General features: G+C 46.7%; 23 protein-coding genes and 1 riboswitch. Of the genes, 2 read left to right on the top strand and 21 right to left on the bottom strand.

Annotation, left to right across the window (positions count from 1 at the left end; all coding sequences use genetic code 11):
* The first annotated feature begins 91 nt into the window (after positions 1 to 91).
* A complete protein-coding gene (gene serA / locus ACQW03_RS22210; RefSeq protein ID WP_013310756.1) occupies positions 92 to 1,684 on the top strand; it encodes a phosphoglycerate dehydrogenase in 1,593 nt (530 codons plus the stop codon).
* Positions 1,685 to 1,900: 216 nt separating this feature from the next.
* Here serA and ACQW03_RS22205 read toward each other — a convergent pair whose 3' ends face one another.
* The 6 genes from ACQW03_RS22205 to ACQW03_RS22180 all read right to left on the bottom strand — a co-directional run bounded on the left by ACQW03_RS22205 (position 1,901) and on the right by ACQW03_RS22180 (position 7,606).
* Positions 1,901 to 3,343, bottom strand: coding sequence for an ATP-binding protein (locus ACQW03_RS22205; RefSeq protein ID WP_071641423.1), 1,443 nt, complete (start codon positions 3,341 to 3,343; stop codon positions 1,901 to 1,903).
* Position 3,344: 1 nt separating this feature from the next.
* A complete protein-coding gene (locus tag ACQW03_RS22200) occupies positions 3,345 to 4,061 on the bottom strand; it encodes a response regulator transcription factor (protein WP_013310758.1) in 717 nt (238 codons plus the stop codon).
* Positions 4,062 to 4,170: 109 nt separating this feature from the next.
* Entirely contained in the window at positions 4,171 to 4,929 is a 759-nt protein-coding gene (locus ACQW03_RS22195; RefSeq protein ID WP_071641426.1) for a pseudouridine synthase, read from the bottom strand.
* A 78-nt stretch (positions 4,930 to 5,007) separates the two neighbouring features.
* On the bottom strand, positions 5,008 to 5,538 hold the full coding sequence (locus tag ACQW03_RS22190) for a spore maturation protein (RefSeq protein WP_076293023.1): 531 nt from the start codon (positions 5,536 to 5,538) through the stop codon (positions 5,008 to 5,010).
* Positions 5,539 to 5,545: 7 nt separating this feature from the next.
* Positions 5,546 to 6,286: a nucleoside recognition domain-containing protein gene (locus ACQW03_RS22185; protein ID WP_220029793.1), complete on the bottom strand. Its 741-nt coding sequence runs from the start codon at positions 6,284 to 6,286 to the stop codon at positions 5,546 to 5,548.
* A 57-nt stretch (positions 6,287 to 6,343) separates the two neighbouring features.
* Positions 6,344 to 7,606, bottom strand: coding sequence for a D-alanyl-D-alanine carboxypeptidase family protein (locus ACQW03_RS22180; RefSeq protein WP_220029794.1), 1,263 nt, complete (start codon positions 7,604 to 7,606; stop codon positions 6,344 to 6,346).
* 208 nt (positions 7,607 to 7,814) lie between these two features.
* Here ACQW03_RS22180 and ACQW03_RS22175 point away from each other — a divergent pair, with 208 nt between their 5' ends.
* A complete protein-coding gene (locus tag ACQW03_RS22175; protein ID WP_220029795.1) occupies positions 7,815 to 8,537 on the top strand; it encodes a protein-glutamine gamma-glutamyltransferase in 723 nt (240 codons plus the stop codon).
* 91 nt (positions 8,538 to 8,628) lie between these two features.
* Here ACQW03_RS22175 and ytfJ read toward each other — a convergent pair whose 3' ends face one another.
* The 15 genes from ytfJ to ACQW03_RS22100 all read right to left on the bottom strand — a co-directional run bounded on the left by ytfJ (position 8,629) and on the right by ACQW03_RS22100 (position 23,310).
* The gene (gene ytfJ / locus ACQW03_RS22170) at positions 8,629 to 9,120 is read right to left on the bottom strand and encodes a GerW family sporulation protein (RefSeq protein WP_071641433.1); all 492 of its coding nucleotides are present in this window, start codon (positions 9,118 to 9,120) and stop codon (positions 8,629 to 8,631) included.
* 129 nt (positions 9,121 to 9,249) lie between these two features.
* A complete protein-coding gene (locus tag ACQW03_RS22165) occupies positions 9,250 to 9,963 on the bottom strand; it encodes a DUF2953 domain-containing protein (protein ID WP_071641435.1) in 714 nt (237 codons plus the stop codon).
* A gap of 167 nt (positions 9,964 to 10,130) precedes the next feature.
* On the bottom strand, positions 10,131 to 10,742 hold the full coding sequence (gene scpB / locus ACQW03_RS22160; RefSeq protein ID WP_013310766.1) for an SMC-Scp complex subunit ScpB: 612 nt from the start codon (positions 10,740 to 10,742) through the stop codon (positions 10,131 to 10,133).
* A complete protein-coding gene (locus ACQW03_RS22155) occupies positions 10,711 to 11,505 on the bottom strand; it encodes a segregation and condensation protein A (protein ID WP_034095057.1) in 795 nt (264 codons plus the stop codon). Before ACQW03_RS22155 ends, scpB begins: the two co-directional genes overlap by 32 nt.
* 172 nt (positions 11,506 to 11,677) lie before the next feature.
* On the bottom strand, positions 11,678 to 12,142 hold the full coding sequence (gene ribH / locus ACQW03_RS22150; RefSeq protein ID WP_071641437.1) for a 6,7-dimethyl-8-ribityllumazine synthase: 465 nt from the start codon (positions 12,140 to 12,142) through the stop codon (positions 11,678 to 11,680).
* Between the two features lie 77 nt (positions 12,143 to 12,219).
* Positions 12,220 to 12,903, bottom strand: a complete 684-nt coding sequence (gene ribB, locus ACQW03_RS22145; protein ID WP_441951757.1) for a 3,4-dihydroxy-2-butanone-4-phosphate synthase — start codon at positions 12,901 to 12,903, stop codon at positions 12,220 to 12,222.
* 60 nt (positions 12,904 to 12,963) lie between these two features.
* A complete protein-coding gene (gene ribE, locus ACQW03_RS22140; protein WP_220029796.1) occupies positions 12,964 to 13,629 on the bottom strand; it encodes a riboflavin synthase in 666 nt (221 codons plus the stop codon).
* 331 nt (positions 13,630 to 13,960) lie between these two features.
* Positions 13,961 to 14,134: riboswitch (FMN riboswitch) on the bottom strand.
* 68 nt (positions 14,135 to 14,202) lie between these two features.
* Positions 14,203 to 14,670 (bottom strand): IDEAL domain-containing protein, encoded by a 468-nt coding sequence (locus tag ACQW03_RS22135; protein ID WP_104496853.1) that lies wholly within the window; start codon positions 14,668 to 14,670, stop codon positions 14,203 to 14,205.
* Positions 14,671 to 14,888: 218 nt separating this feature from the next.
* Positions 14,889 to 17,177, bottom strand: coding sequence for a thiamine pyrophosphate-dependent enzyme (locus tag ACQW03_RS22130; RefSeq protein ID WP_441951754.1), 2,289 nt, complete (start codon positions 17,175 to 17,177; stop codon positions 14,889 to 14,891).
* Complete coding sequence (locus ACQW03_RS22125; RefSeq protein WP_023989209.1) at positions 17,177 to 18,190, bottom strand: 2-oxoacid:acceptor oxidoreductase family protein; 1,014 nt, start codon at positions 18,188 to 18,190, stop codon at positions 17,177 to 17,179. Before ACQW03_RS22125 ends, ACQW03_RS22130 begins: the two co-directional genes overlap by 1 nt.
* A gap of 251 nt (positions 18,191 to 18,441) precedes the next feature.
* Positions 18,442 to 18,876 (bottom strand): peptidylprolyl isomerase, encoded by a 435-nt coding sequence (locus tag ACQW03_RS22120; protein ID WP_013310775.1) that lies wholly within the window; start codon positions 18,874 to 18,876, stop codon positions 18,442 to 18,444.
* A 162-nt stretch (positions 18,877 to 19,038) separates the two neighbouring features.
* Positions 19,039 to 20,406 (bottom strand): diaminopimelate decarboxylase, encoded by a 1,368-nt coding sequence (gene lysA, locus ACQW03_RS22115; protein WP_441951751.1) that lies wholly within the window; start codon positions 20,404 to 20,406, stop codon positions 19,039 to 19,041.
* A 110-nt stretch (positions 20,407 to 20,516) separates the two neighbouring features.
* A complete protein-coding gene (locus tag ACQW03_RS22110) occupies positions 20,517 to 22,211 on the bottom strand; it encodes a spore germination protein (protein WP_441951749.1) in 1,695 nt (564 codons plus the stop codon).
* 26 nt (positions 22,212 to 22,237) lie between these two features.
* The gene (locus tag ACQW03_RS22105) at positions 22,238 to 22,660 is read right to left on the bottom strand and encodes a stage V sporulation protein AB (RefSeq protein WP_023989211.1); all 423 of its coding nucleotides are present in this window, start codon (positions 22,658 to 22,660) and stop codon (positions 22,238 to 22,240) included.
* Positions 22,657 to 23,310 (bottom strand): stage V sporulation protein AA, encoded by a 654-nt coding sequence (locus tag ACQW03_RS22100; RefSeq protein ID WP_441951747.1) that lies wholly within the window; start codon positions 23,308 to 23,310, stop codon positions 22,657 to 22,659. The genes ACQW03_RS22105 and ACQW03_RS22100 overlap by 4 nt, the downstream gene beginning before the upstream one ends.
* Positions 23,311 to 23,449 lie beyond the last annotated feature (139 nt).

Raw genomic sequence — 23,449 nt, 5'->3', positions numbered from 1 at the left:
ATTTCAAGTTTTTTCATGTTCTTTATGGAATGTATTTCAGTTTGAAGTACATCCTGTCCATAAAAGAAGTTAACTTTGAGGAGGAAACCAAATGTTTAAAGTGTTAGTATCCGATCCGATCAGTGACCTGGGCATCCAGCAACTGATGGATGCAGACGATGTCACGGTGGACAAGAACACAGGTCTCAGCGAGGATGAATTGGTTCAAATTATTGGTGACTATGACGCATTACTCGTTCGAAGCCAAACTCGGGTAACCGAACGCATCATGACGGCAGGTAAGAACCTCAAGGTTGTAGGGCGAGCTGGGGTCGGAGTGGACAACATCGACCTAGAAGCAGCAACACAGCGCGGGATTATCGTTATTAATGCTCCTGACGGCAACACGATTACGACATGTGAGCACACTTTTGCGATGATGATGGCTCTAGCACGTCATATTCCACAGGCATATGCCAAAACCATTGGCGGTACATGGGATCGTAAAACATTCCTCGGTGTCGAACTGCGTAACAAAACACTTGGAGTCCTCGGCATGGGACGTATCGGCAGCGAGGTGGCTAAACGTGCTAAAGCATTTGGCATGAGCATCCTCGGCTATGATCCATTTCTAACGGAAGAACGCGCTGAGAAGCTGGGCATTAAGCTGGCGAGCGTGGACGAAATTATCCGCAACGCAGATTTTATGACCGTACACACACCATTAACACCGGAAACGAAACATATGATTGCTCGTCCACAGTTTGAAGTGATGAAAAAAGGAATGCGCATCATCAACTGTGCCCGGGGCGGAGTTATCGATGAAATGGCTCTTGTTGAAGCCATTGATGAAGGTATCGTTGCCGGTGCAGCCTTTGACGTATTCGAGTCAGAGCCGCCAGCACAGGATCACCCATTCCTGAGTCATCCGAAAATTATCGTGACACCACATCTGGGGGCCTCAACTGTCGAAGCTCAGGAGAATGTAGCTATCGATGTGTCCGAGCAAGTGCTGCATATTTTGCGTGATGAGCCTTTTAAAAATGCGGTCAACATGCCTCCAGTACCATCCAACGTCATGACGCAATTGCAGCCATATTTCTCGCTTGGAGAAAAGCTGGGCAGCTTTGCCGCTCAGATCACGAATCAGGCTGTACGTGAAATTCAGGTAGATTACGCTGGCGATTTGTCCTCTGTGGATACACAGCCTCTGACACGTTATATTTTGAAAGGTGTACTTAGCCGTCATCTGGGCAGCGATGTGAACATTGTAAACTCTGTACATCTGGCCAAAACACGTGACATCCATCTAGTCGTATCTCAGGCGCCCGCCACCAAGGGTTTTACCAACCTGATTACCGTTACACTCAAAACCCAGAGCGGCGAAGAGCAACGTGTATCTGGCACCCTGCTGGCAGGCTATGGCGAACGTATTGTTCGGTTGAACCAGTTCCCAGTAGATGTGGCACCGGAAGCTCATTTCCTGCTCATCTCCCACAATGATAAGCCAGGCATTATCGGTCGTGTCGGCACCTTGCTTGGGGAGAACGGCGTCAATATCGCTTCCATGCAAGTAGGGCGTAAAATTGTCGGCGGAGAAGCCATCATGATCTTGACCGTCGATAAAGCCGTGCCTAAAGATGTGTTGATTCAACTCGTTGGTTTGCCAGAACTAAATACTGCCCAAGAAGTAGTGCTAGATTAGTCCCAGACAGTATTGAGATGTCCAAGGTTTTATAATAAAGAGAGGCGCCTGGCTACCCAGGCGTCTTTTTCTTATACCGTTATCTATCATGAGAGCAATTATCTTAAAACAGGATGTTCCACGTTGAACAAGATAAATGTTGATTTTTCAACAAAAAGCACCCTCTTCCGAGGATGCCTGCAAACCGGGGTATATCAGTGGGGGCTTATAAGCCTGTTACAGACCCAGCTTTGTTTTGTTGGAGATCGGCAGCAAAATAGTAAATTCCGTTCCTTCCCCCAATACGCTGGCAGCAGAGACAGAGCCTCCGTGAGCCTCTACAATATTCTTGACAATAGCAAGCCCCAAACCAGTCCCTTTATCCTCACCACGTACTCTGGCCTTATCTGCCTTGTAGAAGCGGTCGAAAATATAAGGTAGATCCTCGCTGGCAATGCCTACACCTTCATCCTTAATCCGAATACGGATTAACTCATGCCGTTCTCCCAAAATTCGATCCGCCGCAATAGTAACCTTTTTCCCGCCAGGTGTATGTCTGAATGCATTATCCAGCAAATTGGTCAATACCTGCTCCAGTCGGTCTTCATCTGCCTCAGGCAGCAGCAAACGTTGGCCTTGCTCATGGTAATCGAGTGTCAGTCCCTGTTCCTTCGAACGTACCGTAAATTTACGATGAACACGCTCGATCAGCTCATTCACATCCACTTCCTGTCGGTGCATGTCTGTATGACCAGCCTCCATTCGGGCCAAATCAAGCAGATCCTTGACTAATCTTCCCATGCGTAATGATTCATCATGGATGACCTGTACCAGCTCCTCAGATTCTTCAGGTGAACCCGCCATACCATCCAGCAACGCCTCGCTGTAGCCCTGCATCATAGATAAAGGTGTACGGATTTCATGAGAGACGTTGGCCACAAAATCACTCCGCATCTTCTCAAGCTTCACTTCTTCCGTAATATCTCTAAGCACAGCTACTGCACCGCGGATTGCATTATCCGTATACAGAGGCGCCATCTGTACCGACCAGGAGCCCTTCTTGACATGGATATAGTCTCCGACATCCTCCCCCCTGTCCATAACGGTATGGAACAGAGACTGCAAAGGCTCAGGTACAGAAGCTCCAAACTCCTCCAGATCACGCTCCTGCCACTCCAGCTTTTTCCATATATCCAACAGACTTTGTGCCGGCGGGTTCGTCAAGATGATTTGTCCGCTTCTGTCGAAGGTGATTACTGCATCAGACATGCTTCGCAGTACGCTGGATAAATGGTTTTTCTCCTCATTCAGACTGCGGATCGTTGCTTCCAGTTCCGTAGACATATGATTAAAAGTTTTCGCCAGTTCTCCAATTTCATCACTGGTTACCAGCGAAAGCCGAGTATCATACCTTCCCTCACGAATCGCATTCGCCGCCTGAATCAACAGCTGCATAGGCTGTGTGATTTTAGTAAAAAGGAATAGGGCAAAAAAGGTCGTCAATAAAAATCCGACAATACATGTATAGGTGAACAAATGCTTGATTTCCGTCGATTCATACGCCGCAAAATTTCTGTTGATGTACGGCAATAAAAAAAGCCCTAGAAAAATAAGCACAGAGCCTACAAGACAAATGATGGTGATCCACAGCTTGCCTACCAGCGATCTCCAGAAGTTCACGTTATTTTGGAACCTCCAGCTTATAACCTACGCCCCACACGGTCGTAATCATAGCCGCTGCCTCTGGCGATACCTTATTCAGTTTTTCACGAAGCCGTTTCACATGTGTATCCACAGTGCGCAGATCACCAAAAAATTCGTAATTCCACACGTCTTTCAGCAGTTCTTCGCGCGAGAAGACTTTATCTGGTGACACCGCCAAATAATGCAACAGCTCGTACTCTTTAGGCGTGAGACTGATTTCAATCCCGCCCGCAGTTACCCGGTGCGCATCATGCTCAATGATAAGATTCGGAAAAACAATACTATTGCTTGGTACCGCCTCTTTCGTTAAAAAGGCAGTTTCCGACGAACGGCGTAAAATCGCCTTCACCCGGTAAATGACTTCTCGCGGGCTAAAGGGCTTAACCACATAATCATCGGCTCCGACTTCAAAGCCTTGTACACGGTTCACTTCCTCACCTTTGGCAGTCAGCATAATCACAGGTGTAGCTTTGGTCTGACGCAGCCGTGTACATACCTCAATTCCATCCATCCCCGGAAGCATTACATCGAGCAAAATAATGCTGTAATCGCTTGCAGTCGCTTTTTGGAGGGCAATCTCACCATCCTCAGCTTCGTCAATTACATATCCTTCTTTTTCCAGATACATCCGCAGAAGGCGGCGAATGCGTTCTTCATCGTCTACAATTAATATGCGGTTGCTTTGTTCTGACATATTCCCAGCCCCTTCGCTAAAAAAAGCATTCTCTCTATTTTACTATTTTCCTGTGCTTGGTCAAACTTTACTCTCATCCAACAGTCTCTTTACACCAAAAAGGCCGGGGTTATGACCCCCGTCCTGTCCGTTTCTTTTTCGTGTTGTCTGATTGGGCAAGTTGAATGAGACGGTTGATTTCATCCTTAGTTAGGGGTCTGGTCAGACCGCGCTTCAAGTTTTGTAGCAGAAGATCTCCGAAGGCAATCCGCTTGAGTCTGATGACTGGATGTGAAATGGCCTCAAACATCCGTCTAACTTGGCGATTTCTGCCTTCATAAATGGTAATCTGGATCACAGACTCCTTACCATTCGGATCTACATCTTTATATTCTACCTCGGCTGGTGCAGTAATGCCATCCTCCAGCACGATTCCTTTTTTCAGCTTGTCCAGCTCAGTACCATGCGGAACGCCTTTGACTGTTGCCACATATGTCTTGGGCACATGATGCTTGGGATGGGTGAGCAGATTGGCGAACTCGCCATCATTGGTAAGCAACAGCAGTCCTTCGGTGTCGTAATCGAGACGTCCTACCGGATATACGCGTTCCTTAACGCCTTTCAGATAGTCTGACACGATTTTACGGCCTTCCGGATCGGAAGCACTCGTAATAACTCCTTTAGGTTTGTTCATCATCAGATAGATTTTTTTCTCGGTTTTGATTGGGCGTCCCTTTACCGTAATCATATCTTGATCAGGGTCTGCCTTCGTTCCCAGTTCAGTTACGATAACCCCGTTCACTTCCACGCTACCCGCCTGAATAAGCTCCTCACATTTACGTCTGGAAGCTACACCAGCTTGGGCCAATATTTTCTGCAATCTTTCCATGTTCGCTAATTCACCTCATGCTAATGATACCCATCCATGAGCAAAATCACAACCCCCGTTCAAAAAACGATACAGAAATTAAAATATAAGCAGGCAAATCGCAATGGCTGCCACAAAACCAACCACATCTGAAAATAGTCCTACCTTCAAAGCATACCGTCCATTGCGGATACCTACCGCACCAAAATATACAGTTAGCACATAAAGCGTCGTGTCTGTGCTGCCCTGAATCGTTGAAGCGATCCGACCGATCATGGAATCCGGGCCATAGGTGCGAATTAGATCCGTCGTGAACGCAAGTGAACCCGTGCCCGTCAATGGACGAAGCAAGCCTAAAGGCAATACCTCACCGGGTACGCCCCAGTCCTTAATCCATGGCGTTACCCAGGAGATCAAATAGTCCAAAGCGCCGGATGCTCGAAATATGCTAATCGCCACCATCATGCCTACAAGATGAGGAATAATGCTGATGGCGGTAGAAAATCCGTCTTTAGCTCCATCCACAAAAGAATCGTAGACAGGCACCTTTTTGGCATATGCATATAAAGGAATAAAAGCGAGAATAACCGGGATAGCCCAAGTTGATACGAGGTTAATAAAATAAAGCATGCCTCCCTCATCCTTTCCAAGTAGTGTCCCTGCCCTTGGCAGCCGTGATTCCCGTTCGCGGAACGGCAGGTGAAGATACGGACGACGTTGTTGAAGAGGCAGATGTTGGTCCTGGTGGGGTGAGTGGCGCCAAGGATGTCTGGGACGGCGGAATCGCTGGAGGACGGCGGCGCAATTCTCGACTACGGTACCAACGGTCCGCCGCAATTGCGGCAAAGGTGGCTATTGCGGTCGCTACCAGTGTTGTACCGACGATTTCTGCCGGATGTGCGGAATGAAAATTAAGCCGTATCGCGATCAACGTCGTAGGAATAAGCGTAATACTGGCTGTATTCAGGGCGAGCAGCGTACACATGGCTGGTGTGGCGGTTTGCTTATCTGGATTGAGCGTCTGCAACTCTTGCATCGCCTTGATTCCCATCGGTGTAGCTGCATTCCCCAAACCCAGCAGATTGGCGCTCATATTGGACAAAATGTAACCCATAGCGGGATGATTACGCGGAACATCAGGGAAGAGAAAGGCAACCAAAGGAGAAAGCAGCTTGGATATTTTCTGTAAGAGTCCGCCATCTTCAGCCAGCCTCATCATGCCCATCCAAAACACCAGCACACTTATCAGTCCAAAGCACACTGTAACCCCCGTAGTTGCCCCGTCAAAAGCCGCTTTCGTCACCACCTCAATATTTCCCTGCGCGGCAGCAAATACAAATCCAATACAAATCAAAGCCACCCATATGAGATGAATCATGACTGATTCCCCCTTTTCCCAATGATGTGACACGTACAGCTCTATTTCCTGCTTGCCCTAGGCTCCAAACAGATTTTTAAGAATTTCGTTCCATCTGCTCGTCCAACCTCGTTGTTGAGTATTGTTCGCAGGATCTTGTGCAGTTGGAGCCTCCTGCTGTGGCCGTACGGTACTTTGAGCAGGCAGCTTACTCCCTTTTTCATACACAGGAACGGAACCAATAAGTTTACCATCCAATAGGAATTCGACCCGTCCTCGTAAGCCAAAAGATACGTCCGCTCTGTCTGCAGAGGCGGAATTTTTATACAACACTAGTCTTTTGTGCAACTGGGTCTTCTCACTATCATGTAAAGGATATGCAAAGCTTGTACCTGTTAATAGTGGGTAACCATCGATAGGTTGCTGCTTGTCCGTAATCGGAATGAGCGGATAATATCGAAATCCGTAATCAAGCATACGGGCATGATCGTTCCAATCGTCCCCGTCATTCAAGGTAACAGCAGCGAGCTGGCGACCGTCCCGTGTGGCCGAACTGACCAGACAGCGAAATGCTTTTTTGGTAAAGCCTGTTTTTACCCCGTCAGCTCCCTCATATAGCCGCAGCATTTTGTTTTTGTTGTGCCATGAGTAGTCCCAAGAATCGTTGGGATTCGGTGCTTTTTTCAGTTCTGTTTTTACGATACGGGCAAAAGTTGGATTATGCAGCGCATAAGCAGTAAGCCGGGCCATATCATTGGCTGAGGAATAATGTCCCTCGGTATCCAGCCCGTGCGGATTAGCAAAATGTGTATGGCTTAGCCCAAGCTGAACCGCCTTGTCATTCATCAAATGGACAAATCCCTCTTCTGTCCCCCCCACATGCTCAGCAATGGCAGAAGCGGCATCATTACCAGAACGGAGCATTAAGCCGTACAGCATATTTTCCAGCGACATTTGTTCACCCATTTGCAGAAAAAGCGAGGACCCTTCTTTGGCATACGCCGTTGGACTCACCTTTACCCGGTCCTGCAAGCGTCCATGTTCAATGGCCACGATCGCTGTCATAATTTTGGTCAGGCTGGCAATACGTAGCTCCCGGTCACCCTCGGTAGAATAAATGATTCTTCCTGATGTGACATCAATTAAAGAAGCAGCCTGTGCATGGGTTCCTAATGCGGGCGGCGCTGCTTCTGTTTTTATCGCTCCCCGAACGGGCTGCGGACTTAGCAACGTAAGCGGCAATGACAAAATAAGCAGAAGTACCAGCGGCAAAACAAATGCGCGTGCCTTATTCAAGAAATGGCTGTGGTCCGCGTGGATGTGTTGCTTTTTTTTAAACATTTGGATTCCTCCGGTTTTGAGCAAGTCTTGTACCATTCTATGTCCAAGCTGTTCAAAGTATGTCCACCTTTATAACAGAAAATTCCTTTACAGGACAGCCATTAGCTGCTCCCTTTTCGCTTTCTTTCTACACAAACTAAGCAACATGCTCCCCTGAACACATATATATTAGTTACTAAACGTTAAATATGGATCGAGGGGTTATAACATGCAGCGACTACAGTTTGAAATGATTTTAAGATCGCGGATTGTAGAGTCCGCAGAAGCATTACACCGTAGTGGTGTATCCTTTGCCACATTTTCTACCGCACGTTGCAACCAGCAATTTTGGGATTTAACGGAAAAAGGTGGCTTTCAGATCAAAGCAGGTGTCACACCGGCACAGGGGATCAGAGATATCTTTTTAAACGGACATCAATACGCTTTTGAATGTGCAACAGCTATGGTTATTGTGCTGTACAAAGGAGTGCTGGATTCCATTCTGGAAAGTGAGTTTAATCGGGTTTTTGCAGATATGCTGCTGTATGACTGGCACTATGACAGCGACCTCAGACTCATACAGGAGCAAGGAAGTCATAAAGCGGCTCCTGGCGATATTTTGTATTTCAACAATCCGGATGTGTCATCTGAAACATTGGAATGGAAAGGAGAAAATGTCGTTAAGCTGAAGGAAGACTTGTTTTATGGACATGGGATTGGCATCTTGCCGGCGAAGGGTATTATCGATTCCCTGAATCAACATCGTCGACCGGATGCCACGGTATCTGCTTATTTGACGAATGAAGTAATCTATCCGGACTTCATCTACCTATCGCAGTTTGCTGCCGAAGGAAATCGAAAAAATGAAATCTCGCTGCATACTTTGTATCAACAGGAATACAGTCACCATATACATGCTGTCATTGGGGGAAGGCAGTATATTCGGGGATAGGGCCAAGTACAAGCAGAAAAGAAGGTATTCCTTAGCCTATACTCGGCTTTGGGATACCTTCCTGAGAGAACGCTTTTAATTTCAATAACTTTTACAAGTAAGCCGGGCCAGAATGACTGTGATCCGTAGCAACATCTACAGGTACCTGTGGGGGGGGAGTCTGCAAGTTGCCGCCTGCGTTCTGGAAGATAGACTGAACCTTATCAATCAGGTATGGCGTGGAGTCAATGAGCTTCTCAATCAGATGCGTTTGATTGTCCAATGGAACGATTTGTGCCCCCTGTTTGCCAACAACCAGAAAAGCAATGGGATGAATAGATACACCACCACCGCTACCCCCTCCAAAAGGATGCCCTTCCTTCCCGCTATGATTACCCGACGCCGAGGAAGTATGAAGTGCCTCTTCGTCTACGTTAAAATCACTTCCTCCGGCAGCAAAACCAAATCCTACCTTACTGATTGGCAAAATAACGGAACCATCGGGTGTTTCCACTGCGTCTCCTACAATCGTATTCACATCTACCATGGCTTTGATGTTTTCCATTGCGGTTTGCATGAGCCCTTGAATCGGGTGATCTGACATGATTTATTCCTCCTCTGCTTATCTCAAGCGTAGACTGCCTTTTCTTTCGCTATTGTGCGCAGGGGTTCAAGGAAATATGTATGTCATTCGATAGTTCAGAAAGGATTGAGTCTCACCTCACTCCACTGTTTAACTTTCACTGGTAGCTTGAGGATCCTCGGTTTTTTTGGAAAAAACCCGTTTCCACGCCTCCGGTCCACCCGGAACGCGCCATATGCGATAAGCTAACGTGAGCATGGAGAAAATTAAATAACCGAGCGACATATTTGCTTCACAGGTCAAGGTGGTAGTAAAACGCAAGCGATCCACCCAATAGGGCACGACAAACAGCTTCGGGATACAGTCCACACGTACAAAACTGGTAGCAAAACCGATCAAGGTCGTTTTCAAACCCCAAAGAATTCCGGTTGAGGTAGCTGTGTAAGCCGCGTCAGCAAGGCTAATATTGGTAGACCATTCCATTTTGGACATCGTCACATGCGCCAATGTATGCCGCAACCATCGATGTAAGGCATTCGTTCCTTTGAGCAAAACTCGTATATCATGTATAAATTGCTTTATTTTTTCTGCATCAATATTACCGCTATCCACGGAAGCATCCGTTTTATGTATATTTTTATTGCGGTCAAGCCGATAGAGAAGCCCTTTTTTTAAACCTGTTATGAGAATGGCCGGAATATCGTAATTCATTTTAATCATCCCGTATAGAAATCTGATCTCTAGATGCGCCCGATCATCATTGTCATGTTTGGCAATATCCAGCTTCAATCGAATACGAGAGAGCAGAATAGCCAGCACAAGTAATATAAAGACGATGATGGCGATACTGATCCATTTCCACACTGGCGAGCCCTCCCTACCTTTTTGCTATAGATATCATGGCAAAAATAGTATGACCGTTCGCCGGAAAATCATGCATCTAAAAATACCAACAGCCAGACCCCAACTACATGAGGACTGGCTGTATGTTTGAGCTTTTACATAAGTGAGCCGCAAGATCCGGAGCAACTTTATTGGGATTCAAGATCCAAATCGTTGGCCGCAGGCTGGCTGCTCTCCAGACGCTCGAACAATAATTGAGTCTCTTCCTCCAAATTGTCCGAATCCTCGAACAACTCCGGTTGCGGTAGATCTGCCAAAGAGCCCAGACCGAAATAATCCAAAAATGATTTCGTCGTTCCGTACAATATTGGCCGTCCGATGGCTTCAGCTCGACCTTTCTCTTCAATGAGCTCCTTGTTGACCAGTGTATGTATGGCCCGCTCGGATTTGACACCCCGAATCTCTTCGATTTCAACTCTTGTAATGGGCTGGCGGTAGGCAACAATGGCCAGCGTCTCCAAAGCAGCTTGAGACAGTGAGGCACGTGCCGGAGAGTATGCGAGCTTTTCAAAGTAAGGTGCATGTTCGGATAAAGTTGCAAGCTGATAATGACCGGCAATACGGACAAGTTGCAAGCCCCTTCCCCCCTGCTCCATGTCCTGCTTCATATCTTCCAAGCACTGTTCAACCAGCTCTTGCTGCTGCTCTACAATGTCGGCGATCTGCTTGGTGGACAACCCTTCCTCTCCTGCGAGAAACAGCAGTCCCTCAATAATTGATTTCAGCTTCAGATAATCCATTAACCCGTAAATCCCCTCTCCACTCCATTACAATATCATCGAAAAGCTTCTCCTGATAACAGAAAATTTGTTTCATTTTCATCAGTTCAAGGATAGCCAAAAAGGTCACAACCACCTCATGCCGATACATATCCTCATGCATCAGCTTGGAGAACAGCAGCCGTCCTCCGTTCCCCAGCATCTCTAACGCCCCGATAACTTGCCGGATACGGTCCTTGACTGAAATTTCGTCTCGATGAACACGGGTTACCGTCGTACGTCGTTCTGCTTTGCGCAAAGCACGCTGAAAGGCCGCGACCAAATCGCTTGCATGCAGCCCATGCACCGGATTTGCGGGTTCAGTGGGCAGGAATGCGCTTAGATCTTCTGGCTCCTTGCCATAAATTAGACTCCGCTCCCATTCACGTTCACTTAGATGGCGAGCAATCCCTTTATATTTACGATACTCCACCAGCTTGCGGACCAGTTCCTCACGTGGATCATAATCCTCTTCCTCATAAAAATCCAAATCGTCATATTCCATCACAGGTGGCTTGGGAAGCAACAATTTACTCTTAATAGATAAGAGCGTCGCTGCCATCACCAGAAACTCGCTCGTAATGTCCAGTTCCAGCTCCTGCATACTGTGCAAAAAAGCCATATACTGATCAGTAATATCGCTAATCGGGATATCCTGAATGTCGATCTCGGCTTTATCAATCAGATGCAATAGTAGATCCAGCGGACCCTCGAATGTTTCCAGCTTGTAGTTTACGACTGTCAATGTGCTTCCCCCTGCCTTACTCCAATCATCATTCAACAATACCTTTCCCTATAGCACTTATGCTCTACGTTATCAATCCCTCTTTCTGTAGTATATACGTCATCGCCTTGCTTAACAATCCAATCCCTTTTCACCTTGCAGTTTATACCGTTCTATTCAGTTATTCATACAATTAAAATTGCTTGCCGAGATTGGCCATTTCAATCGCAGCCAATGCAGAATCCCAACCTTTATTACCAGCCTTCGTACCTGCTCGTTCAATAGCCTGTTCAATGTTTTCTGTCGTCACTACCCCAAAAATAACAGGCACGCCCGTTTTCAGGCTACTTGCTGCCACACCCTTGGCCACTTCATTGCAGACGATATCATAATGTGAAGTAGAACCACGGATGACCGTACCCAGCGTAATTACGGCATCATATTTGCCGCTTGCAGCCATTTTTTGTGCAATCAATGAAATTTCAAATGCACCCGGAACCCAGGCTACATCAATTTCATTTTCCTGCGCACCATGTCGTTGAAGGGCATCAATTGCGCCGCTTAACAGCTTGCTCGTAATAAACTCATTAAATCTGCCCACCACAATACCATATTTTAAACCATTCGATACGAGATTACCTTCTAGAAAACGTGCCATGTTTAATCAACCTCTCTTTGTTTAATTATTTAGGTACTTTGGATAATACTTCAGATTTACTTGGAACCGAGATGTATTTACAATGACAAACGACGACGGTAGTCCACCAAATGCTGAATACTGATCAGCTTCAATTGATGTCGCTTGGCGACCACTGCCAGATCAGGCAGGCGGGCCATTGAGCCATCTTCCTTTATAATTTCGCAAATGACCCCAGCAGGCTTGAAGCCACTGAGTCGGGCCAGATCAACAGCCGCTTCAGTGTGACCAGCACGCTGCAAGACACCACCATCGCGAGCAATCAGTGGGAACATGTGACCAGGCTTGCGGAAATCACTTCCTGTGACTGCTTCGTCTGCCAAGGCGCGTACAGTCAAGGAGCGCTCGGCCGCTGAAATCCCCGTTGTTGTCTCCATATGATCTACCGATACCGTAAAGGCAGTACCGTGGAATTCTGTATTTTGCTCTACCATAGGATGCAATTCCAAGGTCTCGGCTCTTTGTCGTGTGATTGGCACACAGACCAACCCGCGACCTTCTGTAATCATGAAATTAATGACCTCAGGCGACGCTTTTTCAGCCAAAGCGATAAAATCGCCTTCATTTTCGCGCTGTTCATCATCCACTACAATAACGACTTTACCGTTTTTTAAGTCCTCCAACGCTTCTTCGATGGAATCCAAACGAATCTCTTCGTCATGTTCCAACTCGCCATGCTCTATGACGTTTGCCATTGCACTTGTTTGGCTACCTCTATCCATAACACTTTCCTCCTTATGTCTTGTGCCACGAATGCTCCTAAACAGGTTTACCATTCAATATCAGGCAAAGCCGTGTTTCGCCAAATAGTCCAAACTGAGAGGAGCTTTTTCTACTCTCTCCGCCTCCGCTGCACCTTTGTAATTTAAAAGCTGTTCTACATATTTGCCCAAAATATCACATTCGATATTGACGGTATCCCCCTCACGTTTGGCTTGTAAGGCCGTTTCGGATAAGGTGTGGGGAATAATGGATACGGCAAAGGTAGCTCCCGTACGCTGTGCGACTGTGAGGCTGATACCATCAATTGTGATTGACCCTTTGAGAAGAATATATTTAAATAATGTTTGATTTTTAGGCTCAATTTCGAACACAACTGCATTCTGGTCTGATGTCACCCCGCGAATCGTTCCCGTCCCGTCCACATGTCCTTGCACGATGTGTCCTCCGAACCTTCCGCTCGCCGCCATTGCTCGCTCCAGATTGACTCGGCTGCCGGATCTCAACTCTTTCAGATTAGTGCTGCGAAAGGTTTCCGGCATCACATCAACCTTAAAGTCTTTCGAACCAATCCGTATCGCGGTCAAGCAAACGCCATTCACCGAGACACTGTCTCCTATTTTCAAATCGCCCAACACCACGGAACCCGAAATCCCCAGCACCATCGCTTCACTGCTTTTGGAAATAGTTTGAATGCGACCCACTTCCTCAACTAATCCGGTAAACATGCCTTCACTCCTTTCCACTACATTTCAGTTTATCCCTAATTCATCAGCTATAAGCGCAAAAAACCCCCAGTTCGGATTCAATCCGTCATGGGGGTGATGAGAGTCACATTTGTAGTATACAAGCGCAGTTCATATGCATCTTAAGACGACATGAAATCATAGTCTTGCCAATAGAAAGCATGACTGAGGATACAGCCAAATACGCTCAGAACACCCATCAAAAAGAAAGCTTAAGAAAGCTATCGCCCGATGTTATCCTACAACGAAATAAGCCGTACGCACAATTGGGTATGCTAAAAATCGGCACATGTCACGTCATGCACATGCGCTTCGTATCCTTCTCCCATCCAGACTATACTGTCGGTCCCGGATTTGCACCAGGTCCACCTTCTGCCGATCATTCAGCATCCGGGTCACGGACTAAGCCATGCTGTTTCTCACAAAAACGATCCACAAACATGTCATCACCGCCGGTGGGGAATTTCGCCCCGCCCCGAAGGATCTTGCTCTTATTTAATTGAATTAACATTAAACTTGTTACGTATATTAGCACCGACTTCTAAAAAAAGCAAGTTATCTAATAGAAGCGCCTGCTTTAGTTTTGACATATTGGCTGGAGAGTTCTTCAAACCAGGTTTTATCATTCATATGAAGCGCCAAGTCAATCAGATCAGCCAGTTCCTCGACTCCCAACTCTGTTGCATGATCAAAGGTAATTACGGCTGAAGCAACAGGTCCCCGCCCTTCCTCAGAACATGCTTCATAATCCAGTCGTACATCAACATGTCCGTCAATAAACTCGCATTTCAGAAAATAAATAATTTCGCACATTAAAATGGGGCGTACCTGTGTTTCTAACACGCAATCCATCACCTTCGCAGAATAGTGCTGGTTCGTCAGCGTGAATTTGTGTTCTGTCGTTGCTAGCGATGCCCGTCCAAAATCGTCCGTAAACTTTAGTTCTACGGGCTTGATGTTCATAACCTTAGGGATCTGCTTCTTTATAATTTCGATTATTTCAACTGTATTCAGCTTAATCATTACCTGCACCTCATTGCATCTTAAATTCAGAAGAAAACTTTTTAACGTGCCTCTTATAGGCCTCCACTCCTATATCGGAAATCATTACCTGTTTTTTTATGCTTCAACCCATAAACAACAAAAAAGATTCTTTGCGCAATAAGCGCAAAGAATCTTGATCGAACCACTACAGTAACAGCGGCTAACAATGCTAATCGATGATTATGCAAAAAACAGAATTATAGCTCTGAAATTTCATGTTTCTTTTTCAGGGTAGTCCAGCGACGCTCAATCTCCTGCTCAAAGGTAGCCAGCGTAGCCTCCTCCTTGAGAAGATGCTTCGTTTTACCCATTAATTTCAACCATTCTGCAGCTGGAATCCGTTTTCCCTTATCTTCCGGATTATACGTAATCGTCGTACTGCCTTGCTCTATTTCGTACAAAGGAAAGAAACAGGACTCGACTGCGGCGCCCACAATGCTGGTGCCCAGTCTGTCTTCAGATTTCCAATTCAGCGGGCAGGCGCACAGGATCTTACCATAGGCCGTACCCACGTTGTTTGCATACCATTGAGCCTTGGCTGCTTTGCGCAGCATATCCTGCGGATGACTTTCAGCTGCCGTAAAAGCATACGGAATGTTACAAGCAGCCATGATTTGTACGGTATCCTTGTGATGCCCTTGCTTTCCTTTTTGCATTTTCCCTACACCCGACGTACTGGTCATGTGACCGAGCGGAGTGGAGTACGATTGCTGTGAACCTGTATTCATGTACCCTTCGTTATCATATTCCAGCATGATCAGCTTATGATTACGCAGAGCCGCACCAATCGCAGAACCCATACCAATATCCATCCCACCGTCACCACTGATCATGATGAAGGTCGGATCGTCCGACATCTCAATTTCATTGCGGCGCTTCATTTCCATATAAGCTTCCAGCGCTCCCGAAAGTGTAGCGGCCCCGTTTTGAAAAAGATTGTGGATCATCGGTTGTTTGTGTGATGTATATGGATACCCTGTCGTCGTCACATATACGCAGCCAGTCTGGAACAGCACGACAATATCCCCTTCAATACCTTTAAAAAACAGTTCCAGCGCAGACAATGCCCCACATCCTGGGCAAGCCCCGTGACCTGGTGTAAGACGGCGTGGTTTGGTCGTCAACGACCGCAGGGGTGGTACCTTGACTTTGAGCTTCCCGGTCGCCTCGTCCGGCGTAACCTGAATCAGACCCGTACGGTATGCATTGCCACGTGGCGGTTGCATAACTTGCGGCATCACCTTGTCCGGTGAACCCGGATTAATTCCGTAATAATCAAAGGGCTTCTCGGCTCGTCCGGCCTCTGCCGCCTCAATCGCAAGCTGGAAGAACGCCTCTGCATCTTCCGCATAAAAATCCTTGCCGCCCAAGCCAAAGATACGGCTCAACACGAGTGTCCGGTTCAGCGGGTCCTCCTGTAAGGCCGCTTTAATTTCATGCGTTAAATTACCGCCGTCTGCTCCATACGAATCTGCACGTTCACCTACCAGCAGCGCCTTGACATCGCGTAATGCTTCCCGCAGTTGTGCGGCTGGGAACGGTCGGATAATATTCGGACGTATCACACCAGCTTTAATCCCGCGCGCACGGAGTTGATCCGCCACATCCTTGGCCGATTCAGCCGCAGAATTCAACAGGAAGACCGCAACCTCAGCATCCTCCATATGATACAGATCCAAAATCGGATATTCCCGACCGGATAAAGCGGCATATTCTGCTGCTACCTGCTCATATACTCCTTCTGACAGCTTCAGTGCTTCGGATAGCTGAACATGATTATTCGTCAGGTCATCACCGTTCATATGCGCACCCACGGTAACAGGATGATCAAAATCCGTAATATTCGGATAATTTAAGTTCGGGTTAGGACCTACAAAACCGCGCACGGTCTCAGCATCGGCAAAATATTGCACTTTACGTTTTTGATGGGACGTATAAAATCCGTCATATGCGACCATTACAGGCAGCCGAACATCGCTATGCTCTGCGATTTTGAGTGCCATGATGTTCATATCATACACAGCCTGTGGTGTACTTGCCGTCAAAATGACCCAGCCTGTATTCAAACCATAGTACAGGTCCGAATGATCCCCGCGAATATCCAGGGGACCACTAACAGCTCGTGTCACTAGATTCATAACCATAGGAAAACGGGTACCTGACTGAACAGGTAACTGCTCCAGCATGTACAGGAAACCTTGCGAACTGGTGGCGTTCACAACCCTCGCTCCCGATGCGGCAGCTCCATAACAAATCCCTGCCGATCCGTGTTCTCCGTCTGCTGCAACCAGCTTAATATTATGCTGGCCTCTCGTTCTCATCTGATCCAGATACTGCGCTACCTCGGTAGATGGAGTAATCGGGAAATATCCCATCATATGATAATTAATCTGCGCAGCCGCCGTAGCTGCCATTTCATTACCGGATTCGAACGTTGTCACTTGCGCGGCGCCTGTCTGTTTGAGTTCTTCCTCCAGCTTTGCCATTACGCACGCCCTCCTTCATATGCCGGAAATTGGTGGGCAACTCTATTCTGTTCCGCCCATCCCCATTGTTCGCGACGCGAGCTTAATGCCCCCGACGGGCAAATATCTACACATTTCAGACATCCTTTGCAATACTGGTAATCAATCCCTTGCAAAAATGGCATCATTCTTCCGCGTTTGTCTGCTTGCTCTTCCCATACAAAACAGTAATCCGGGCAAATCGAATCACACTTGGCACAATGGGTACATTTATCAGCTTCGTATTCAGGCACATACCCCTGACGTGAACCACTAACATCTCTCGTCATGCTGTTTCCCTGAGTTGCAATAACGCCCCCCAGTAGTTGGGTTTCGTATCCCAGCAATGGTTGCGGACGTTCAAAAACCCGATCCTCTGCGTCATCAGTAACTGGATATACGTGCAGTTCCATTTCATCATAACCACGGTTAAACGTACGCAGATTAGGTTCCACTAACAGTGGATTTTTCTTTTCAAAGGTACTGCGAATAACCGATCTCATCGCTTCCGGGTCCAGGAAATCACAGACACGGAACAAGGCACCGAGCATGGACGTATTTAGTTTGGTTCGCTCTTCCAGTGCGATGCCCATCGCATCCACCACCGCTAATGTACCGGATACCAGGCCCAAATCAGCCCGTATTTCTTCTGCTGGACGCGTGGAATTAACCACTACAATCCCATCCGCTGGCAGTCCGCTGATTACATTTACCGTTTTGTATAACGTTTCATGGAAAATGCCTACCACATGCGGTTGCTCAATCGGACTGTGATCCCGAATATCGACCTCCGGCTCACAGAAGCGGACGAAGCTTTTAACCGGAGTTCCCTTTTTTTCCGAACCGTAGGACGAAAAATTTGAAGCATTCAGCCCCAGACCAAGCACCCCGGTTTCGGCCAACATTTTGCCAGCCAGATTAGCGCCGAGTCCACCAATGGATTCCAGCCGGATTTCAAAAAATCCGAGTCGATTTGTGCGCGTTAAAATAGACAATGTGATAAGCCCCCTTCTTTTCCAATCCCTACTGAGTTTCAATACTCATATAAAATAAATGGAAAATGCATTCTTATGAAAAGGCTATCACAACACTTACTTTTCGAATGTGATCTTACGCACTGTAATGCCTACGTGATTGCGAAAATCAATAAACCGTCAAACAAAAGACAACAAAAGCCGCCCTGTCCAAAGACAGAACGGCTTAGGTGCAACGCTATTTAAAAAAGATCATGTAATTAACGGTAAAATTACACGTCAAATACTTTAACCTCTTTCATTTTGTCACCTTGTTTTACAGCATCAATGAATTCCATACCTTTGGTCACTTTACCAAATACAGTATGTACTCCATCTAAATGTGGTTGTGGAGCGTAGCAGATAAAGAATTGGCTGCCACCTGTGTTGCGACCTGCATGAGCCATGGACAGAACGCCTTTGGCATGCTTTGTTGTATTCGTAGCTGTTTCACAGTCAATCGTGTAACCAGGACCGCCTGTACCGTTACCGATTGGACAACCACCTTGAGCCACAAAACCCGGAATGACACGGTGGAAGCTCAAACCGTTGTAATAACCGCTGTTTGCCAGCTTTTCAAAGTTAGCAACGGTGTTTGGAGCTTCTTCTGGGAAAAAGTCAATTTCGACGATACCGCCGTTTTCAAGATCTATTCTACCTTTTTTCATTGTTTGTATCTCCTTTTCAACCTGTTTTGAGAACTAAATAACATCAAGTTCCAGTTTACTATGAATTGCCGCGCTTAGCAAAGTCTTGTCCAAAAAAAAGGGCCATTGTCCCCGGTATATTATTACCGACTCAATGGCCTGCTTGATCTTACAATGCTAAAATCAGGACGAAACCGTAATCTTGGCGTTAGGCTGAACCGCCGGACTGGCTTGATCACGAATCAAGCGCTGTGGCACCACATCGTTGCGTACGATATCCTCGTAGGTTTCCCGACGCACCACCAACTCGGCCTCACCGTTGTTGACAAATACAACTGCTGGTCGACGTATTCGGTTATAATTACTCGCCATGGAGTAATTGTAGGCTCCGGTTGAGGCAACAGCGAGCAAGTCGCCGCTATTTATACGAGGCAGCTCTACATCCCAAATAAGCATATCGCCACTTTCGCAGCATTTGCCTGCAATGGACACCGTCTCTTCGTTCGTATCCTGCGCTCGATTAGCCAGCATCGCTTCATACTTGGCCTGATACAGTGCAGGGCGTGGATTATCTGTCATCCCGCCATCTACCGAGACATATTTACGTACCTGCGGAATATTCTTGATGCTTCCTACCGTATATAAGGTCGTGCCTGAATCGCCTACAATACTGCGTCCCGGCTCAATCCAAATTTCTGGAAGTTCATTGTAAAGTCCTGAAAAATAGGTTTTCACCGCTTCGCCGATAGCCTGCACATAGGTGGATACTTTCAGCGGTGTGTCCTCCTCTGTGTAGCGAATGCCAAATCCCCCACCCAGATTAATCACTTTGAAAGAAAACTGAAGCTGTTCTTTAATTTCTCTGGAAAAAGCTGCAACTCGTTCAGCAGCCATTTGAAAGCCATTCACTTCGAAAATTTGCGAACCAATATGAGAATGTACCCCTAACAGGTTAAGATGGTCCAGCTCGATAGCCTGTTCCACAGCTTGGCGTGCTGTACCATTCCCAATGTCAAAGCCAAATTTCGAATCTTCTTGACCTGTGGCCATATATTCATGCGTATGCGCCTCAACCCCTGGTGTAACACGCAGTAAGATATTCACCTGCTGTTCTTTCTCGGAGGCAAGGGCCTGCAACAAATGCAACTCCATTTCGCTATCGACGACGAAGCAGCCAATTTGCGCATCTAACGCCATTTCAATTTCTTCCGGTGTTTTGTTATTGCCGTGAAAATGGATTCGCTCTGCCGGGAACCCTGCTTGTAGCGCAGTAAACAATTCTCCACTGGAAACTACGTCAAGCGACATCCCTTCTTCAGCAGCTAAAGCACACATCGCCATAACACAAAACGCTTTGCTTGCATAAGCAACCTGAAACTTCAATCCGGTTTCACGAAAAGCTTCTATGAATTCCCGGCAGCGCCGGCGGACTAACTGTTCGTCAACAATATATAGCGGCGTGCCAAAACGCTCTTTCAAAAGCGTTGTATCACAACCACCGATCTCCAAATGTCCATTGCTGTTAATTTTACTGCTTCCATGCAAATACATGTTCTGGCGCCTCTCTTTCTGGAACAAGCTAGTCATATTCCATCGAATGTTTACACCAGTATAGCAAAAAAAACATCAAGAACAATGGATTTTTATGCAGATCATTTATATTAATGCTCCTGTCCATTGCCTGAGTTCGAATCTGTGTCGGCATCCGTATGGGGCATACGCGTATTGTCCCTCGTTTTGTTAGATGACGGGCGGTTAGGCGCATCTAGTACAGGCATACGGAACAAGATGGAAGCTAACGCTTTGGCATTAAAAGGAATGAACGGCCACAAATACGAAGAATTATATGACCGATGCAGCGTCAGCATCAAAATGATCAGTGTCGTACCCACGACAAAGCCCGGTACGTGAAAAATTGCAACAGCAACCAGCAGGAATAGTCGAATCAGTCTATTCGCCAACCCCAGCTCATAGCTCGGTGTTGCGAACATTCCTATGGCAGCGACAGCCATATACAGCACGACCTCATTCACGAAAAGTCCCGTCTTAACCGCTATATCACCGACCAGAATCGCTGCGATCAAGCCCATAGCGGAAGCCAGTGGTGTCGGAGTATGCACAGCCGCCATTCGCATAAGATCAACCCCTAGTTCTACAATGATAAACTGGGCAATCAGCGGAAGATGTGCTTCCTTTTGAGGACCAATAAAATCAAGAAACGCCGGTTTTAATTCGGGATTGATGACCATTAGCAGCCACATCGGAAGCAAAAACATCGAGGCGAATATACCTATAAAACGTACCCAGCGCAAATAACTTCCCATAAAAGCGGTTTGCCGATTCTCTTCTGCATGCTGACACAAGTCAAAAAAAGTGGTAGGCAAAATCATCACGCTGGGTGAGGTATCGACGAAAATAACGAGCCTTCCTTCCATGATATGCGATGCCACGACATCTGGTCGCTCCGAATATCGTACTAATGGATATGGATTCCAACCTTTATTGATAATCGTCTCCTCTAATTGCTTGTCGGCCAGCGGAATACCATCCAAATTAACATTTTTAATTTTGTCTCGTACAGTATCCACCATCACCTTATCCACAATATCGTCAATGTAACCCAAACATACGTCTGTTCGGGTTCGACGTCCGACCTGCATAGCCTCAAATTTAAGCCCTGGGTCCCGCAAACGCCGGCGCACTAGACCTACATTTGTAAGCATTGTTTCAGTAAACCCGTCGCGAGCACCGCGCACAACCCGCTCCAAAGAAGGTTCCTCCGGATTACGCACCGGGTAATTACGAGTATCCAGAATAAGGGAAAAACGCTCGCCTTCCATGAAAAAGGCACTCAGTCCCGTCAGCACCTTGTTAATGACCACAGACATCTTATCCGTCTTCTCCACCTGAATATGTGGAATAAAATTTTCAAAATACGCTTGTAGTCCATCCGAAGAGAGATCATCCGGCGTCAGATAGGTAAGCCGCTTTAGCACTTCAAGCATGATCTGATCCTTCGCAAAGGAATTTAGGAACAGATATCCGGTATGACGCCCACCCAGTGTCATTTCCCTGAATACTACATCAAAGGTCTCCCCCAAACCTAATACTGTTTCAAGTGTATTCTTATTATCCTTCATCCTCGGCGATATATCATCTTCGGCCTGCCAGTAGCGAACGGACTCCTCTACGTTATCAGACCGCTCACTCTCTTTTTTGTGTTTAAAACGTGCAGATTCCTGCGCCTGCTTTTCCTGCCATGGACTCAACTCTTCTCCGCCAGCATGGTTTTCATTTCCAATACATCCATCTTCTTGGTGCTGCCCCTGATGCTCTTGATCCGCTCTGTGATCCATATTCCTTGCCCCCTTCACTTTCGTTGTTAACGGTTATATACAAACCAGTCAAATAAGGAACCCGTCACCTTCCCAAGCACCATTGCCATTAACAGACCGAGCATATACACGGTCATGTGGAGTCGCTTGGCGAGTATGGGCAGGAGATTCAATACCTCCGTTAGAGCCGCGGCGAGCAAGCCAATAAACACTCCGCAAAATAACCCAGGTATCCATGTAAATATGCCCGGTAGTGGCAAGCAAATGTTCCAAAAATCGACCACAGTTCCCAGTACTGAACCTACAATCATTGCCTTTTCGTATGCACGTGATTTTTTATACGTACGGGTGAGTTGTGCTAATCGCGGCATGATATCCAGCACAATAAAAAAAGCAATTACACCGCTACCCACCGCAAGGCCCCCAGCAATACCTAAAATAATCTGAAGTGCAGCCTGTACAAATATCATGGTTTCTTATCCTTTGTCTGCAGACGGGCCATCTTTTCATATTCCTCTGCCACAACATACTGATCCACATTTTCCTGGTACAGATACATCTCCACCTCCAGCGGCGTCGGCTCCTCGTTCCAATTTTTCTTGAACAAGTGATTAAAAAAAACGATCATGCCAAAGCCGATGCCAATCGAGTAAGCAATTTGAAACAGGTACGGATGCTCATCCTTACGTCCCGTAATCATCTCTACAATCCGAACCTGTACCTCCATCATGCTAACGTCGGCATGAAAATTCATAATTGTCAGCGCAGAGCCAAAAAACAGAAGCACCCATACCAAAACAAACAGTATTTTGGACGGCTTACGTGGTTTCTCCACGAGTTCAACAAGTACATGCGGCTTCCCGAGAGATTCAACTACGACCCCCGGAATATGATCTCTAATTTTTGCTATGATCTGTAGCATGTCTATTAGTATCAGATTACCGTCCTGGTGCTGCGGCCGCTTGAGAACAAGCTCAAGCAAATCCTTTTCCCATTCAGGATTAGTCAGCAGATGGGCTACATCACCCAAATGTAAATCCTGCCCTTGTATCATGCGGACACGGCTGCGGAGCCGCAAGTAGACAATAGGAGCTACTGTAGGAGCCGGACTTTGAGTCATCCGATCCCCTCCTTATCCTCGTAATTATCGGTTAGTATGGAACGAAGCAAGGAAACCTATTCTGTGTATTGTCTTTTATTCCACGAAAAAAAGAGTACCCCTGGCCATTAAAATGGCTTTGGAATACCCTTTATAAATA

The organism is Paenibacillus sp. DRB1-1, from assembly GCF_052119485.1.
Classification (GTDB): Bacteria; Bacillota; Bacilli; order Paenibacillales; family Paenibacillaceae; genus Paenibacillus; species Paenibacillus polymyxa_B.
Note: the sequence above shows the minus strand (reverse complement) of the source record. Positions and strands in the feature narration are given on the sequence as shown.

Excerpts from the sequence above, each read along its gene's own strand:
- serA (WP_013310756.1), top strand. The coding sequence starts at position 92 with ATGTTTAAAGTGTTAGTATCCGATCCGATCAGTGACCTGGGCATCCAG.
- ACQW03_RS22200 (WP_013310758.1), bottom strand. The coding sequence starts at position 4,061 with ATGTCAGAACAAAGCAACCGCATATTAATTGTAGACGATGAAGAACGC.
- ACQW03_RS22195 (WP_071641426.1), bottom strand. The coding sequence starts at position 4,929 with ATGGAAAGATTGCAGAAAATATTGGCCCAAGCTGGTGTAGCTTCCAGA.
- ACQW03_RS22190 (WP_076293023.1), bottom strand. The coding sequence starts at position 5,538 with ATGCTTTATTTTATTAACCTCGTATCAACTTGGGCTATCCCGGTTATT.
- ACQW03_RS22185 (WP_220029793.1), bottom strand. The coding sequence starts at position 6,286 with ATGATTCATCTCATATGGGTGGCTTTGATTTGTATTGGATTTGTATTT.
- ACQW03_RS22180 (WP_220029794.1), bottom strand. The coding sequence starts at position 7,606 with ATGTTTAAAAAAAAGCAACACATCCACGCGGACCACAGCCATTTCTTG.
- ACQW03_RS22175 (WP_220029795.1), top strand. The coding sequence starts at position 7,815 with ATGCAGCGACTACAGTTTGAAATGATTTTAAGATCGCGGATTGTAGAG.
- ytfJ (WP_071641433.1), bottom strand. The coding sequence starts at position 9,120 with ATGTCAGATCACCCGATTCAAGGGCTCATGCAAACCGCAATGGAAAAC.
- scpB (WP_013310766.1), bottom strand. The coding sequence starts at position 10,742 with ATGGATTATCTGAAGCTGAAATCAATTATTGAGGGACTGCTGTTTCTC.
- ribH (WP_071641437.1), bottom strand. The coding sequence starts at position 12,142 with ATGGCACGTTTTCTAGAAGGTAATCTCGTATCGAATGGTTTAAAATAT.
- ribB (WP_441951757.1), bottom strand. The coding sequence starts at position 12,903 with ATGGATAGAGGTAGCCAAACAAGTGCAATGGCAAACGTCATAGAGCAT.
- ribE (WP_220029796.1), bottom strand. The coding sequence starts at position 13,629 with ATGTTTACCGGATTAGTTGAGGAAGTGGGTCGCATTCAAACTATTTCC.
- ACQW03_RS22135 (WP_104496853.1), bottom strand. The coding sequence starts at position 14,670 with ATGATTAAGCTGAATACAGTTGAAATAATCGAAATTATAAAGAAGCAG.
- ACQW03_RS22130 (WP_441951754.1), bottom strand. The coding sequence starts at position 17,177 with ATGGCAAAGCTGGAGGAAGAACTCAAACAGACAGGCGCCGCGCAAGTG.
- ACQW03_RS22120 (WP_013310775.1), bottom strand. The coding sequence starts at position 18,876 with ATGAAAAAAGGTAGAATAGATCTTGAAAACGGCGGTATCGTCGAAATT.
- lysA (WP_441951751.1), bottom strand. The coding sequence starts at position 20,406 with ATGTATTTGCATGGAAGCAGTAAAATTAACAGCAATGGACATTTGGAG.
- ACQW03_RS22110 (WP_441951749.1), bottom strand. The coding sequence starts at position 22,211 with ATGGATCACAGAGCGGATCAAGAGCATCAGGGGCAGCACCAAGAAGAT.
- ACQW03_RS22105 (WP_023989211.1), bottom strand. The coding sequence starts at position 22,660 with ATGATATTTGTACAGGCTGCACTTCAGATTATTTTAGGTATTGCTGGG.
- ACQW03_RS22100 (WP_441951747.1), bottom strand. The coding sequence starts at position 23,310 with ATGACTCAAAGTCCGGCTCCTACAGTAGCTCCTATTGTCTACTTGCGG.